Genomic DNA, 14847 nt, shown 5'->3' with positions numbered 1-14847 from the left:
AGCCACCATGACCATGGCCAACAAGATCGCCGCGGGGGCGGCCTTCCCCGCAATCAGCGTGCCGCGCCTCGGTGGTGGCGAAGTCGCGCCCGGCGCGATGGAGGGCTGGCGCTTGCTCGTCGTCTATCGCGGCAAGCATTGCCCGCTGTGCAAGCCCTACCTCACCACGCTCGACGGCCTCATCGACACCTTCGCCGAGGCCGGTGTGCAGGTGATGGCCGTCTCCGCCGATTCGGAGGAGAAGGCGGCGGCCGACGTCGCCCAGTTCGGCTGGCGCTTCCCGGTTGGCTACGGGCTGGGCGTCGCGCAGATGCAGGCGCTCGGGCTCTATGTCTCGGATCCGCGTTCGCCGCAGGAAACCGACCGGCCCTTCGCGGAGCCGGGGCTGTTCCTCATCAACCCCGACGGCAGGGTCCAGATCGTGGACATATCGAACGCGCCCTTCGCGCGACCCGACCTCGCCGCCATCGCGCGCGGGGCGAAGCGGATCCAGGAGATGAACTACCCGATCCGCGGCACCCACGCCTGAACCGCTATCCGACGGGCGTCGGCAAGGGGCGCCCGTCGAAATGCGCCTCGAGGTTCCTGCGCATCAAGGCACCCATGTCCTTGCGCGTCTCGACCGTGCCCGAGGCCTGGTGCGGCGAGAGCACCACGTTCGGAAAGGTCGCGAAGACGGGGTCGATCGCCGGCTCGTTCATGAACACATCGAGCCCGGCGGCCGCGATGCGTCCCGATTTCAGCGCATCGACCAGCGCCGCCTCGTCCACCACCGTCCCGCGCGAGACGCTCACAAAGATCGTCCCCTGCGGCAGCGCCTCGATCGCCGCGCGGTCCACCAGGCCCATCGTCGCCGCGCCGCCGGCGGCCGAGACGACCAGGATGTCGACATGCGGCGCGAGCGCGGCCGGGCTCGGGTGATAGGCGTAGGGCACGTCCTTCTTGCTGCGCCCCGAATAGGCGATGGCCATGCCGAAGCCTTCCGCGCGCCGCGCGATGGCCTGCCCGATCCGCCCCAGTCCCACGATGCCGAGCCGCTTCCCCCAGACGCGCGTCGTCAGCCGCATCGGCCCCTGCTGCAGCCAGGCGCCGGTCCGGACATAGGCATCGCCTTCCGGGATGGCGCGCGCGGTCGCGAGCAGCAGCGCGAAGGCCATGTCGGCCACTTCCTCGGTCAGCACGCCGGGGGTGTTGGTCACAGCGACGCCGCGGGAGCGGGCGGCGGCGAGGTCGATCGCATCCACGCCCACGCCGTAGCAGGCGATGATCTTCGCCTGCGGGCAGGCATCCATCATCGCCGCATCGGCGCCGAGCTCGCCCTTGGTCGCGATGGCGCGGATCGAAGGCCCGTGCTGCGCGAGGAAGGCGGCGCGGTCGGGGGCCCCGTATAGCAGGTGCAGCGTGAAGCGCTGCGCCAGCGCCTCGAGGTCCCAGTCGGGCAGCACGCCCACCACCAGCAGCCCAGGCTTGTCCATCCGCGTCGCTCCCCCCTAGCCTTCCGGCGATCCTACAGGAGGAAGCGGGAATGTCGCATGCGCTGTTCGACCTGACCGGGCGGCTCGCCCTGGTGACCGGATCGAGCCAGGGGATCGGCTACGCCCTCGCCAAGGGGCTGGCCGAGGCGGGCGCGAAGGTGGTGCTGAACGGCCGCGACACGGGCCGGCTCGCCAATGCGCAGCGCACCCTCGCGAGCCATGGCCTCAAGACCGAGATCGCCGCCTTCGACGTGACCGATCCCGACGCCGTCGAGGCCGGCATCGCCGGCATCGAGCAGGCGCACGGCCCGCTGCACATCCTGGTCGCCAATGCGGGGATCAATCTGCGCGCGCCGTCGGTCGACATGCCGCCGGAGACCTGGCGCAAGGTGATGTCGGTGAATGTCGACGGCGTCTGGTTCTGCTGCCAGGCCGCGGGCAAGCGCATGGTCCATCGCGGGCGCGGCAAGATCATCACCATCTGCTCGGTGCAAAGCGAGCTCGGCCGCCCGACCATCGCGCCTTATGCGTCGAGCAAGGGCGCGCTGCGGATGCTGACGCGCACGCTCTGCGCGGAATGGGCGAAGCACGGGGTCAACGTGAACGGCGTGGCCCCCGGCTACTACGACACGGAACTGACCAGCGCCCTGGTGCAGGACCCCACCTTCACCGACTGGCTGTGCAAGCGCGTGCCGGCGGGGCGCTGGGGCAAGGTCGAGGAACTGGTCGGCGCGACGGTGTTCCTCGCCGCGCCGGCCTCGGACTTCGTCCACGGGCACCTGCTGTACGTGGACGGCGGCATGACCGCCGTCGTCTAGCCGGCGCGGGCGATCAGGCGGCGGGCGCGCTCGACGATCGGCTTGTCGATCATCTCGCCTTCGAAGGCGGCGGCGCCCTTGCCTTCGGCGAGCGCCGCCTCGAAGGCCGCGACCAGGCGCTTCGCGCGGTCCACCTCCTCGGGCCGCGCGCCGTATTCCTCGTTGATGATCGGCACCTGGGAGGGATGAACACAGGACGCACACGCGAAGCCGATGGCGCGCGACCGGCGCAGCATGGCGCGATAGCCGTCGAGGTCCTTCAGCCCCGCCACGGTGCCGATGAAGCCCAGCGGCAGCACGCCCGCCGCGCGCGCCGCGATGACGCCGAGCCGCTTCGGCAGGTCGAGCGCATCCGGCGTCGGCTCCGCGCCGAGATCCGTCGCGAGGTCCTCCCCGCCGACGCCGAGGGCCACCACGCGCGGATCGGCCGCCGCGATCGCCTGGGCATGGGCCAGCGCCGCCGCATCCTCGATCAGCGCGACGAAGCGCACGGACCCGACCGGGCGGCCGGCCTCGGCCTCGGACTCGGCCGTCAGTTCCGACAGCATCCGCACATGGTCCGCGCCCATGATCTTGGTGCAGACCAGGGCATCCGCCCCAGCCGCGACCGCCGCGGCGATGTCACGCACCGTCATGCGCAGCGGCCGGTTGATGCGCACCAGCACGGCCGCGCCGTTCCGCCGCACGCTCGCGACGGATGCCGGCAGCCCCGCCCGCGCGGCATCCTTCGCATCCGGCGCGACGCCGTCCTCGAGGTCCAGGATCACCGCATCCGCGCCGCGCTCATGCGCCTTCGCGACGAACTTCTCCGCGCTCGCCGGCACATAAAGCAGGGAACGCCAGGTCGGCAGGTCGCGGGTCATGGGGCGGGATGTTCCTTGCGCCAATGGCGCGCGATGTCGACGCGGCGCATCACCGCGACGCGCGGATGGTTACCGATCCAGTCGAGCAGCCTCGCGAGGCCCATCGCGCGGCCCGGATGGGCGATGATGCGGTTGTGCAGCCCGAAGGAGAGCATGCGCGGCGGATCCTCCCGCAGCACGCATTCGATGGCGTCGCGCATGTAGTCGAAATACTCGCTGCCCGAGGACATCCCCATGCGCGGGAAACGCACGTCGTTGTGGACCAGCGAATAGGGCACCACCAGCGCATCCCGCCCGGCGCATTTCACCCAATAGGGCAGTTCGTCGTCATAGGCGTCGCTGTCGTACTCGTAGCCGGCCTCGATCAGCAGGCGGCGCGTGTTCAGCGAGGGCGCGTAGCGCGTGTACCAGCCGGCGGGGCGCTCCCCGATGCAGCGCGTGATGATCGCGGTGGCCTGGGCGATGCGCTCGCGCTCGGTCGCCTTGTCGAAGGCGTTGTGCATCTCCCAGCGCAGGCCGTGGCCGGCGACGTCCCAGCCGGCCTCCCGCATGGCGGCGCAGGCCTCCGGGTTGCGCTGCAGGGCGCGCGCCACGGCGAAGACCGTGCAGGGCAGCCCCCGCGCGGTGAAGATGCGGTGCAGCCGCCAGAAGCCCGCGCGGCTGCCATAGGCGAACATGGATTCCGCGGCGAGGTCGCGCCCCTTCACCGGCGCGGTGCTGCCCTCGGTCAGCGCGTTCTCGCTGTTCGGGTCGCCGTCCGGGACGCTCGCCTCGCCGCCTTCCTCGTAGTTGATGACGAAGTTGCAGACGACATGCGCCCCGCCCGGCCAGCGCGGATCGGGCGGGGTGCGGCCATAGCCGATGAAGTCGCGGGCGCGGCCGGCTTCCTCGTCGCTCACGGCAGCGCCTCCGACCCCGGCACGATGCCGCGCGGCAGGGAGGCGACGTAGTGCGCGACCTCGCCCGGCCGCGCCAGCCACAGCCGGTCCCGATGCGACAGGATGTGCCGCAGCGCGTCGCGCAACGGCCGCAGGCGGAAGGGCTGGCCGACGATGAAGGGATGCAGCACGACCGAGCAGACCAGCGGGCGCCGGCGGGACTGTTCCAGCATCTCGTCGAACTGGTCGATGATCATCTGGGCGAATTCCCGCCCCGAATGCTGGCGGAAGACCAGCGCCGGGCTGTCGTTCAGCTCGATGGAGTAGGGCACCGAGAGCATCGGCCCCGCGCGCGTCGTCATCCAGAAGGGCTGGTCGTCCGCCGGCCAGTCCATGACGTAGGAGAAGCCTTCCTCCTTCAGCAGGTCGAGCGTCACCGCCGATTGCGCGATGTAGGGCCCGAGCCAGCCCTGCGGCGCCGCCCCGGCATGGCGGATGATGGCGTCGCGGCTCTCGGCGATCAGGCGCCGCTCGTCCTCCTCCCACATCCCGTCCTGGCGCTCGGCATTGGTGCGGCCATGTCCGATGAACTCGTCGCCGCGGGCCTTCAGCGCCGGGGCGATTTCGGGACACGCATCGAGCACCGCGCCGTTGACGTTGTGCGCGCAGGGGATGTCGAGCTCGTCGAGCATCTCGAGCATGTTCCACAGCCCGACGCGGTTGCCGTAGTCGCGCCAGGCGTAGTTGCGCTGGCCCTGCGGTGCGGCCGCGCCGGTGCTGTCGGACCCGAGGCCGGCGCGATAGGCGAAGGCCTCGATGTTGTTGCAGACCACGACTGCGAGCCGCGTCCCGTTCGGCCATTCATAGGTCGGTCGTTGCGGGATGGCGCTGTGGGCGTAGCGCCCATGGCCAGGAAGCTTCATCGCGCGGCCCTCCGGTCGTTGGCGGGACGCTGCGTCAGGCGCCTGGCGCCGTCAATGCGGGGTCAGGCGAAGGCGAGGTCGACCTTGCAGTCATCCCCGAAGCGCGCACGCATGCGCTGGCCGCGAGCGGGGCGCAGCATGCCGGTGCAGGTGCCGGTGCTCACCAAGTCGCCCGCCGCAAGGCCCTCGCCGCGCCGGCGCAGCGCCTCGGCGAGCCAGAGCAGCACGCGGAAGGGATGGCCCATGGCGTCGGCGCCGCATCCGATGCGCCGGCGGACGCCGTCCACCTCGAGCGCCACCGGCATCGCGGCGAGGTCCGCTTCCCGCCAGCCCGGGATCTCCGGGCCGACGACATAGTGCCCGTTCCCCGCACCATCGGCGAGGATCGCCGACATCGCCGGCAGCGCATCCATCGGGAAGCGGCATTCCGCGACCTCGATGCCGCCGAGCGCGGCACCGATCGCCGCCTCGACCTCCTGCGCCGTCCAGGGCGCCTCGCGCGGCGGCAGCGGGCGGTCGAGCCGCAGCAGCACCTCGCATTCGACGATCGGGTCCAGCAGCGGCGCGTGCGGGACCACCGCGGGCGAGTCCGTCACGAAGCGGGCGTAGATCGGCCCCCGGGTGGGCTCGGTGGCACGCAGGCGGCGCTGCATCTCGGGCGTCGTGGCCGCGACCTTCCAGCCGCGGCGCTCCCAGCCGAGCAGCGCCGCGACCTCCTCGGCGACGGCGTAGCCTTCCTCGGCATCCTCCGGCAGGTCGTGGGGCGGCGGGATCTGCCGACCCTCCCGGCGCGCCGTGGCGAGTAGGCCCGCCAGGTCCCGCCGTGCCTCGGGGGTCATCGTCAGCCGTTGGCCGAGATGTTGGCCGCGCGCACCACCGGGGTCCAGCGGTCGTATTCCTGGCGGACGAAGGCGTCGGTCTCCTGCGGGGTCATCACGATCGGCTCGCTCGCGATGGCGATCAGGCGCCCGTTCACCTGCGGGGAGGCCAGCGCCTCCCGCACCGCGGCGCCGAGGCGGGTGACGATCGCCTCCGGCGTGCCCTTGGGCGCGAACAGGCCGGTCCAGGACCGCACCGCGAAGTCGGGCACGCCCTGTTCCATCACCGTCGGCAGGTCCGGCCGGATGGACACGCGCTCGGCCGTGCAGACGGCAAGGATCTTCACCCGCCCGTCCCCCGCGGCCGGGGCCACGGTCGGCAGGTTCATGAAGGCGATGGGGATGGTGCCGGCCACCAGGTCCGTCAGGGCCGGCCCGCCGCCGCGATAGGGCACGTGGGTCAGGTCGAGCCCCGTGCGCATGCGGAACAGCTCGCCCGCCAGGTGGTTCGAGGTGCCGACGCCGGAGGAGCCGAAGGACATCCCGCCCCGCGTCGCGCGCACCTTGGCGATCAGTTCCTGCACGTTCGACACGCCGACGCGCGGATTGGCCGCGAGCACCGTCGGCACGTCCGTCAGCATCGAGACGCCGACCAGCGATTCCCGCGCATCGTAGCCGAGGTCGCCCGAGACCAGCGGGTGGAAGACGTGGTTCGACGCCGAGGAGACGAGCAGAGTCTGCCCGTCCGGACGCGCGCGCACGACCATGCCCATGCCGAGCGACCCGCCGCCGCCCGGACGGTTGTCGATGATGAAGGGCTGGCCGAACTTCTGCTCGAGCGCCGGGGCGACCAGGCGCGCCACCACGTCGTTCGACCCGCCGGCCGCGAAGGGCACCAGCAGGGTGACGGGTCGGGTCGGCCAGTTGTCCTGCGCGCGCGCGACGCGCGGCGCGGCAAGGGATGCGGCGGCGATCGCCAGGGCCTGCCTGCGGTTCATGTGATCCTCCCGTGACGGAATGCCCGCCGCCTACAGGCTTCGCGGCCGCCGGGCAAGATTCACCGCACGAGGCGCAGATTGGCCAGCTGCCCGGCGATCTCCCGGAAGGCGGCCCGCAGCGCCGTGGTGTCGGGGCTGTTGAAGTAGGCCTCGGGGCGGGAGGCGCAATTCCGGTAGAGGGTCTGCGTGGTCGAGGAGGTGACGTTGAAGGTGATTGTGTAGACCGTGATCCCCGCTTGCTTGATCCGGGTGCACAGGCGGCTCATGCGCGCATCGATCTCGGTCCGCGCATTGGTATTGGTCGGGTTGGAGAGGCCGAGCCGGTTCTCCTTCAGCCGCCCATAGGCGGTCATGTCGGCATCCCCGTCGTTCACGTAGCTGCTGCGGCAGGGCGGGCTGGAGCCGGTGGCCCGGCAGGAACCGGGCGCGCCCTCGGGCCAGTCGTACCATTCGTTGTTGCCGTCGGTCATGAGGACCAGGACCTTGTCCATGAACGGCGTGTTGTAGGCGAGCGGCAGCGCCGCATTGCCCCACAGACCCTGCCAGCGCGGCGAGAGGTTCGCCCAACCCATCTGCAGGCCGAGATTGGCCATGGTGCCGCCGCGATGGGTCGCGCGCAGGTTCGTGATCTCCGTCAGGATGGTGCTGCGGGGCTGGGTCAGGGGCAGGATCGCCCGCCCGCAACCGAGGTTCGGCCCCTTCGCATTGTTGCCGAGGTTGTTCTGCGCGGCGTCGCTCGGCGGGTTCTCGGGGTTGGGCTCGGTGATGGTGGTGTTGGTCCACTCGTTGTCGCCGAGGTTGGGCGAGTAGCGCCCGACGGTCGACCGCCACAGATGCGGCCGGAAGGGCGCGAGGGAGGGCGGCGTGTCGGTCTCGTCCTCCCCGTTCTGGTGGCGGGCCTGGACGCAGCCACGCCAGACCGTACTGCCATAGGCGGTGGGATCGAGGCTGCCCGCCGCCAGCCAGCCCGTCCGCGACCGCCCGATATTGACCGTGGCGGTATAGGGGACGACCGAGACCCAGAGGTTCGGCACCGTCTCGTTCGGTCCATAGAGGATGTTGATCATGTCCGTCGCGGCGTCGCGCAGCGCGGTCATCGCAGCCCCCGCCATGGACCCCGTGACGTCGAGCACAAGGGCGAGTTCCATCCCGCGGTCCTGCCGTCGCGCCGCCTGGTCGGCCTGCGCGACCAGCGTGTCCTGGCCGATCAGCCGCAGCACCGTGGTGGGGATGGCCGCACGCGCGCGAACGCGCACCACGCGGTTGGAATCCTCGACCGAGATGGTGAAGGCGGTCACCTCCGATCCCATGAAGCCGGCGGTGCGCCCGGGCGTGGTGCGGGTGAAGTTGGCCCAGAACCAGCGCTGGATCTGGGTGTCGCGGTCCGCGTCGTTGATGGCGCGGGCGCCTGCCAGGGCCGCGGCGTCGGTCGCGGTGACCAGGCGCGAATGCAGGATGTAGAGCCGCGTCAGGTCGATCGCCGCCCCCGCCATGACCAGCAGCGGCAGCGCCGCGAGGCCGGCCAGCATGGCGACCGCGCCGCGCCTGCCGGCCAGCAGGGCCCGCAGGCGCCTCACGACGTGGTCATCCGCAGGATCGAGACCATGCGCGGCCGCTGCAGCGCGAAGCTCTGCAGCCGCGTGAAGGGATCCGAGGGCAGGAAGCGCCCGGCGAGGATCCAGGGTTCGCGCGCGAGGAAGACCTCGGCGACGATGGCCCCCTGCCCGCTCGTCAGCACCAGGTCGGCCGAGCGTGGCGGGATCGTCGCCGGCCCGCCCTCGTTGCCGAAGGCGCTGGCATAGCCGCCCGCCCCGGCCCGCCGCTGCCACAGCACGACGGTCCCCGAGCCCTGGTTCGCCAGCCCCGAGAGGATCACCGCGCCATCCGCCTGGGTCACGCGATGCGGCGCGGCGATGCGCGCGGCGAGGTCGAACAGCGCGGCGACGTCGGATTCCGTCAGCATCTCGTACTGCGCGACGATGTTGGCGACCTCCCCCGCCGTGCGTTCGAGACGCAGCGTGACCCGCAGGAAATCCACCACGTCGAGCACGGCGAGTCCGAGCATCGCGATCACCGGCGCGACGAGCACGAACTCGATCGCGACCGAGCCGCGGCGTCGGTCACGAGGCCGGAAAGGGCTCATTGCGCACGATCATCCGTGTCCGGTGGTCGATCTCAGGCTGGCCGAGCAGCAACGCCGGGAAGGGCGTGAGGAAGGGCTGCCGGTAGGAGAGCTCATAGAGCACCGTCTCCCCCGCCGCGCCGGCCCCGGCGCGCCCCGCATCCGGCGTCGCGAGGGCGCCCGCGGTGCCGTAGGATGCAATCGCGACGCTGAGCCGGTCGGCCCGCAGCACATAGGGCCCGAAGAACAGCACGACGCGCCGTACCGCATCCTCGCGCGTCGCGGGCGCAGGGGGCGGCAGCCAGTCGGGCGCGGCGGCACCGGTCGCGCCGAAGCGGCTCGCCTCCCGCGCCCCGATGTCGAGCGTCGCGGCCGTCAGCGCCTGCCAGGCGCCTTCCATCACCGTCATCATCAGGGCGAAGAGCAGCGGCCCCGTCAGGGCGAACTCGATCAGGATCGCGCCGCGACGGCGCCTCATGACCCGCCGAGGGCGGCGCGCCAGGCCGTGACCGCCTCCCGGCTCTCCTCCCCGAGTTCGGGCGCGAGGAGTTCGGCCGCGCGCGGCGCATCTCCGGACGCGGCGTAGGCGAGTGCGAGGTTGTGCCGCTGGCGCGGCGTCGCCTCGGGGGCGCGGGCGACGGTCTCGATCATCTGCACCGCCTCCGCGCCATGGCCCGACAGCGTGAGCGACAGGGCGAGGTTGGTGCGCGCCCCGACATGCGACGGATCGAGCGCGAGTGCGGCGCGATAGGCCGCCTGCGCTTCCGCGTGCCGCCCCTGCAGGTCGAGCGCGACGCCGAGGCCCGACTGCGCGCCGGGGTCGCGTGGCAGGGCGGCGATGGCGTCGCGGAAGCCGCGTTCCCCGCCCTCGAGGTCGCCGCCGCGCAGCCGTGCCCGGCCGAGGCCGAGCCAGGCGGCCCGCAGCGTCCCGTCCATGCGGATCGCGTCCGAATAGGCGTCGGCCGCCTCGCGCCATCGCCCGGCATTGGCCAGCATTTCCGCCTGGTGCAGCCGCGCCGGCGCGTCGGCCGGGTGCGCGACGCCGCCCAGCGCCTGCGGGTCCGAGGTGGCGGCTCCGCAGGCCGCCAGCAGGCCGGCGAGAAGGAGGGCGAGCATCCTGCGCATGGGGCCAATTCCTTCGGCTCAGGGTCGCGCGGCGAGATCGAGGACCCGCAGCACCGCGGGCCCGCCGACGATCAGGAAGATGCAGGGGAGGATGAAGGCGATGGTCGGCAGGGTGAGCAGCGCCGGCAGCCGCGCGGCCCGCGCCTCGAAGCGCATCAGGGTCTCGTGGCGCAGCTCGGTCGCCAGGGTCCGCAGCGCCTGGGACAGCGGCGTGCCGTATTGCAGCGTCTGCGCCAGCGTCCCGCCGAGGCGGCGCAGGCTGTCGAGGCCGGTGCGGTCACCCATGTTCTGCAGCGCCTCCCGCCGGTCGGACAGGATGCGCAGTTCGGTCGCGACATTGGCGAATTCGGCCGAGACGGCGCAGTTGGCGTCCTGCATCTCGGTCGCGACCCGCTCCACCGCGGCTTCGAGTGGCAGCCCCGCCTCGGCGCAGATCACCATCAGGTCGAGCGCATCCGCGAGGCCGCGTTCCACCTGCGCGGCGTGCGCGGCGCGCATCCGCCGCAGCACCACCTCCGGCATGACGAGCCCCGCCACCGCCGCCCCGGCGACGAGGAAGTTCCGCAGCACCGGGTTCTGCCCGGCCGTGAGCAGCAGCGCGACGACCGGCAGCCCGCCCATCAGCATGACCTTGGCGCCGATGAACACCGCCACCGCCCGCGGCCCGCGGAAGCCCGCCGCGACCACGGTGCGCTGCAGCTCCGTCAGCGTCTCCCCCTTCACGAGGCCCGATCCCAGCACGGCCTGGCCCACCCCACGCGCCAGGCGCTGCGGCCAGGGCGCCCGTTCCGGCTGCGGCCGCGCGCCGATGCCGCGCAGCGTGTCAATCCGCCCCTGCAGCCGTTCCGCCCGCCGCATCCGCGGCAGCAGCAGCGCGAGCCCGAGCGCCGCGCAGGCGAGCACCGCGACCCCGGCCTGGAGCAGCAGCACGCGGTTCACGTGAGGCTCCTGCGGATGATGGCCTTCATGCTGCCCAGCCCGACCGCGAGCGAGGCGATGGCCGCCAGCAGCACCATGTTCCCGCGCGCGTCGCGGAACAGGATCAGCACATAGCCCGGGTTGATCAGCAGCAGCGCCGAGGCCGCCAGCAGCGGCACCGCCGAGAGCACATAGGCGCTGGCCCGCGCCTGGCTCGCCAGCGCGTGCCCGCGCAGCCGCGTCGCCACGCGCTTGCGCACCACGTCGGCGAGGTTGTCGAGCGTCTCGGTCAGGTTGCCGCCGGCGCTGTTCTGCAAGGTCAGCGAGACGGCGAAGAAGCGGTATTCCGGCAGGCCCGAGCGCCGGGCGAGCCGCCGCAGCGCTTCCTCCATCGGGATGCCGATCGCGAGCTGGTCCGACAGGCGCCGGAATTCCCCCCCGGTCGGCTCCGGCACTTCGCGCGAGACGGTGCGCAGCGCCTCGACCACCGGGATGCCGGCGCGCACGGCGCGCACCACCATCCCGAGCGCATCCGGCAATTGCCGGTAGAGCGCATCCGCCCGCCGCCGGTGCATTGCACCGAACACCATGCGCGCCAGAAGGATCCAGACCGGAAAGGCGATCGCCCAGCCGAAGCCGCCCAGCATCGAGGAGGCATAGGCGCCGGCGACCAGCCCTGGCACGGCACAGGGCAGCACCAGCAGCGCCGGCGCGGCGGGATACTGGTCCAGCCGCTCGAGATCCCAGCCGAAGATGGCGGCGAGCCGCGCCTCGAGCGGTTCGGGGATGCGCAGCCAGGTGGCGCGCGGGGCCTTCTGCGCCAGGCGGCTTTGCATCCGCACGCGCGCATGGGGCAGCGAATGCGCCGCGAAGCGCGCGGCCAGCCGCCGTCCGCGCCCCCGGCTGCCCGTGCTGTGCAGCCCCCACAGCGCGAGGCCGATGCCGAGCAGCAGCGCGAGCAGCAGGGCCGCGGCGCCATTCATTCCGGCACCTCGTCGAGCGCGGTGTGCCAGGCCCGCTCCAGCCCGAAATAGGCGAGGCGCGGCGCGAAGCCCGGCCGCGCCCGGCTGACGCGATAGAGCCCGCGCAGCCGCCCGCCCGGTTCCTCGCCCAGGTATTCCCACTGGAAGATGTCGTTGAGGACGACGACCTCACCCTCCAGCCCGCAGACCTCGGTGATCTGGGTGACGCGGCGGACGCCGTCGCGCATGCGCTCGATCTGCACGATGATGTCGACGGCCGAGACGATCTGCTGGCGGATGGCGCGCGCGGGCAGCGCGGTCTGGCCCATCAGCACCATGTTCTCGATGCGGGTGACGGCGTCGCGCGTGTTGTTCGCGTGGATGGTGGACATCGACCCGTCATGGCCGGTGTTCATCGCCTGCAGCATGTCGAAGGCTTCGGCGCCGCGGCATTCGCCGAGGATGATGCGGTCGGGCCGCATGCGCAGCGCGTTCTTCACCAGGTCGCGCTGCGTCACCTCCCCGCGCCCCTCGAGGTTCGCCGGGCGCGTCTCGAGCGGGATGACATGCGGCTGCTGCAGCTGCAGTTCGGCCGCGTCCTCGCAGGTGACGATGCGTTCGGACGAATCGATCAGGCGCGACAGCGCGTTCAGCATCGTCGTCTTGCCCGAGCCCGTGCCGCCCGAGACGATGACGTTGAGCCGCGCGCGCGCCGCGATCTCGAGGATCCGCGCCATCGCCGGCGCGATCGACCCGTTGCGGACCATCTGCCCGAAATCGATCTTCCGCTTGGCGAACTTGCGGATCGACAGGCACGGCCCGAGCAGCGACAGCGGCGGAAAGATGATGTTCACGCGGCTGCCGTCGGGCAGGCGCGCATCGACCATCGGACTGCTCTCATCGATCCGCCGCCCGACCTGCGCGGCGATGCGCTGCGCGATGCCCGCGAGGTGCGCGTTGTCACGGAAACGGACGTTCGACATGCCGAGCCGCCCCTTCTGTTCCACGAAGACACGGAAGGGGCCGTTGACCATGATGTCGGTGACGGTCTCGTCCTCGAGCAGTGGGGCGAGCGGGCCGAGGCCCAGCATGTCGTCGACCAGTTCCGCCGCCACCTCGCGCTGTTCGCGCGCCGACAGGCCGATGCGCTGGCCATCGGCGATCTCGGCGATCATCCGCTCGACCTCGGCGAACAGCGCCTCCTGCGGCAGGGCGGCGACCGAGGCGGGGTCGATACGCGCGAGGCAGAGCGCCCGCAATTCCTGCTTCTGGCGCTGCTGCGGCGTCAGCGCGGCCGACGGCGCGGCGGGCAGTTCCTCCGGCTCCGGCGGCTCGATCACCGCGGGCAGGTTGGACGCCGCCGGATCGCGGCGGATCAGCCGCCCGAAGGCCGGCGCGGGGACGTCTAGCGGAACCATCGCGCGAAGAGCCCCTTCTTCACGCCCTCCTCGCCCTCGGCGCGGATCGAGGCGACTTCCTGCGCCAGGCGCAGCAACTTCTGGCGGAACGGCCCGCGGCCCGCGCAGGCGGCTTCCCCCAGGTCTGCCGCGGCAGGCACCACCTTGGGCAGCCAGGGGATGACGAGGTCCGGCGCCTCCCCCAGCGCATCCTTGACCTGCTGCTCGTTCAGCATGCCGGGCTGTCCGGCGCGGTTCAGCACCGTGACCGCGCGGCGCGACTGGGTCGGCGCGTTCGGGATCGCCGCGTAGCGCAGCAATTCGCGCGCGCCGGCGAGGCTCGCATCGGTGACCAGCACGCGCTGATGCGCCATGTCGAGGATCTCCCGCGCGCCGGGCGCGCTGCGCGCGGGCAGGTCGACGACCACGAAGTTGTAGCGGCGCCGCAGCATGGCGATCAGCCGCGCCGCGGCGCCGGGCTGGGCCTGCACGGAATCGGCGGGCTTCTCCTCCGCCGCGAGGACATGCAGCCGCTCGCCCGCCGGCTGCGCCGTGCGCTCGACGAAAAGCTCGTCCACCCGGTCCGGATGCTCGAGCGCGGCGCGCAGGCCGTTGGTGGTGCGCGCACCCAGCAGCAGCGCCGCCGCCCCGCCATGGAGGTCGGCGTCGAACAGCACGGTGTGCCGCCGCGCTTCCTCCCCCAGGTGCCAGGCGAGGTTCGCGGCCAGCGTCGTCGCGCCGACCCCGCCGCGCACGCCCGTCACGGTGATGACGCGCCCCCCGCGCAGGTGCATGTCGCGCGGCGTCGTGCCGTGGCGCAGATAGGGCAGCAGATGCCGCGCGACCATCTCCTGCGTCAGCGGCTTGAACAGGTATTCCAGCACGCCGAGCCCGCGCGTCAGCTGTCGGTAGAAGGCGGCATCCTGCCGTTCCCCGACGACGAGGACGCGCACATCCGGCTCGACCACCAGCGCGAGTTCCTCGAGCGCCGAGAGCGGCTGCTCCACGCCCGAGACGTCGACCACCAAGGCGAGCGGCGTCGCGCTGCGCTTGAGCGACTTCGTCGCCGCCAGGACATCCCCCCGCCGCACCTCGGCCCCCTCCCCGAGCTCGGCGAGCAGCGTCTCGCGCAGGATCGCGTCCGAGGCTGCGTCGGTGACGAAGGCGACCAGCGGCGCGCGGTCGGCCGTGCTGGCCTGCGCCTGCCCCGGGGCGAGCCGGTCGGCGCCGTCAACGCCCGCCATTGACCGCGCCCGCGCCGGTGCCGGGGCTGGTGGCGCCCGCGCCACCCGTCGGCTGGATATTGGCGACGCCCGCGGCCGGCAACGGACGGATGCGATCGGCGCGATACCGCGCGACCGCGGCGGCGGTGGTCGCCCCGTCCGCGTTCGGATCCTCCCGTCCGCGGTCGAGCATCGCGGGATCGGCGACATGCAGGCGGAGATTCGCCTCGTTGGCTCCGCGCGGGCGCCAGACGCCGTCGCGCGTGAAGGGATCGATCTGCTCGCAGCCGCCCAGGATCAGCAGCAGGACCGCAGCGCGCCGCATGC

General features: G+C 72.4%; 17 protein-coding genes. 2 read left to right on the top strand and 15 right to left on the bottom strand.

What is annotated here, in order from left to right; genetic code table 11:
- Positions 1-7 precede the first annotated feature (7 nt).
- Positions 8-529 carry a peroxiredoxin-like family protein gene (locus GWK15_RS10770; RefSeq protein ID WP_209442112.1) on the top strand — a complete coding sequence of 174 codons (522 nt, stop codon included), beginning with the start codon at positions 8-10 and terminating at the stop codon, positions 527-529.
- 4 nt (positions 530-533) lie between these two features.
- Here the strand turns inward: GWK15_RS10770 and GWK15_RS10765 are convergent, their stop codons facing one another.
- Complete coding sequence (locus tag GWK15_RS10765; RefSeq protein ID WP_168041276.1) at positions 534-1475, bottom strand: 2-hydroxyacid dehydrogenase; 942 nt, start codon at positions 1473-1475, stop codon at positions 534-536.
- 50 nt (positions 1476-1525) lie between these two features.
- Between GWK15_RS10765 and GWK15_RS10760 the strand changes: the two genes are divergently transcribed.
- On the top strand, positions 1526-2293 hold the full coding sequence (locus tag GWK15_RS10760) for an SDR family oxidoreductase (protein ID WP_168041275.1): 768 nt from the start codon (positions 1526-1528) through the stop codon (positions 2291-2293).
- On the opposite strand, the gene GWK15_RS10755 is transcribed toward GWK15_RS10760, so the two are convergent.
- From GWK15_RS10755 to GWK15_RS10690, 14 genes are all read right to left on the bottom strand, one after another.
- Entirely contained in the window at positions 2290-3156 is an 867-nt protein-coding gene (locus GWK15_RS10755; RefSeq protein WP_168041274.1) for an HpcH/HpaI aldolase/citrate lyase family protein, read from the bottom strand. The genes GWK15_RS10760 and GWK15_RS10755 overlap by 4 nt on opposite strands.
- On the bottom strand, positions 3153-4055 hold the full coding sequence (locus GWK15_RS10750) for a polysaccharide deacetylase family protein (RefSeq protein WP_168041273.1): 903 nt from the start codon (positions 4053-4055) through the stop codon (positions 3153-3155). Before GWK15_RS10750 ends, GWK15_RS10755 begins: the two co-directional genes overlap by 4 nt.
- Positions 4052-4957, bottom strand: coding sequence for a polysaccharide deacetylase family protein (locus tag GWK15_RS10745; RefSeq protein ID WP_168041272.1), 906 nt, complete (start codon positions 4955-4957; stop codon positions 4052-4054). The genes GWK15_RS10750 and GWK15_RS10745 overlap by 4 nt, the downstream gene beginning before the upstream one ends.
- 62 nt (positions 4958-5019) lie before the next feature.
- Positions 5020-5796, bottom strand: coding sequence for a 2-keto-4-pentenoate hydratase (locus GWK15_RS10740; RefSeq protein WP_168041271.1), 777 nt, complete (start codon positions 5794-5796; stop codon positions 5020-5022).
- Positions 5797-5798: 2 nt separating this feature from the next.
- Positions 5799-6773 carry a Bug family tripartite tricarboxylate transporter substrate binding protein gene (locus tag GWK15_RS10735; protein WP_168041270.1) on the bottom strand — a complete coding sequence of 325 codons (975 nt, stop codon included), beginning with the start codon at positions 6771-6773 and terminating at the stop codon, positions 5799-5801.
- Positions 6774-6832: 59 nt separating this feature from the next.
- A complete protein-coding gene (locus GWK15_RS10730; RefSeq protein WP_168041269.1) occupies positions 6833-8350 on the bottom strand; it encodes a pilus assembly protein TadG-related protein in 1518 nt (505 codons plus the stop codon).
- Entirely contained in the window at positions 8347-8916 is a 570-nt protein-coding gene (locus GWK15_RS10725) for a TadE/TadG family type IV pilus assembly protein (RefSeq protein ID WP_168041268.1), read from the bottom strand. The genes GWK15_RS10730 and GWK15_RS10725 overlap by 4 nt, the downstream gene beginning before the upstream one ends.
- Positions 8894-9373 (bottom strand): TadE/TadG family type IV pilus assembly protein, encoded by a 480-nt coding sequence (locus tag GWK15_RS10720; protein ID WP_168041267.1) that lies wholly within the window; start codon positions 9371-9373, stop codon positions 8894-8896. Before GWK15_RS10720 ends, GWK15_RS10725 begins: the two co-directional genes overlap by 23 nt.
- Complete coding sequence (locus tag GWK15_RS10715) at positions 9370-10020, bottom strand: tetratricopeptide repeat protein (protein ID WP_168041266.1); 651 nt, start codon at positions 10018-10020, stop codon at positions 9370-9372. The genes GWK15_RS10720 and GWK15_RS10715 overlap by 4 nt, the downstream gene beginning before the upstream one ends.
- Positions 10021-10038: 18 nt before the next feature.
- Positions 10039-10959 carry a type II secretion system F family protein gene (locus GWK15_RS26565; protein ID WP_168041265.1) on the bottom strand — a complete coding sequence of 307 codons (921 nt, stop codon included), beginning with the start codon at positions 10957-10959 and terminating at the stop codon, positions 10039-10041.
- Positions 10956-11921 carry a type II secretion system F family protein gene (locus GWK15_RS10705; protein ID WP_168041264.1) on the bottom strand — a complete coding sequence of 322 codons (966 nt, stop codon included), beginning with the start codon at positions 11919-11921 and terminating at the stop codon, positions 10956-10958. The genes GWK15_RS26565 and GWK15_RS10705 overlap by 4 nt, the downstream gene beginning before the upstream one ends.
- On the bottom strand, positions 11918-13318 hold the full coding sequence (locus GWK15_RS10700) for a CpaF family protein (protein WP_168041263.1): 1401 nt from the start codon (positions 13316-13318) through the stop codon (positions 11918-11920). The genes GWK15_RS10705 and GWK15_RS10700 overlap by 4 nt, the downstream gene beginning before the upstream one ends.
- Positions 13306-14541, bottom strand: a complete 1236-nt coding sequence (locus GWK15_RS10695; protein WP_168041262.1) for an AAA family ATPase — start codon at positions 14539-14541, stop codon at positions 13306-13308. The genes GWK15_RS10700 and GWK15_RS10695 overlap by 13 nt, the downstream gene beginning before the upstream one ends.
- Positions 14528-14845 carry a hypothetical protein gene (locus GWK15_RS10690; RefSeq protein ID WP_168041261.1) on the bottom strand — a complete coding sequence of 106 codons (318 nt, stop codon included), beginning with the start codon at positions 14843-14845 and terminating at the stop codon, positions 14528-14530. Before GWK15_RS10690 ends, GWK15_RS10695 begins: the two co-directional genes overlap by 14 nt.
- Between the last annotated feature and the right edge of the window lie 2 nt (positions 14846-14847).

Origin of the sequence: Neoroseomonas oryzicola, from assembly GCF_012163135.1 — a bacterium.
Taxonomy (GTDB): domain Bacteria; phylum Pseudomonadota; class Alphaproteobacteria; order Acetobacterales; family Acetobacteraceae; genus Neoroseomonas; species Neoroseomonas oryzicola.
This window is presented reverse-complemented; position numbering and strand designations above follow the sequence as displayed.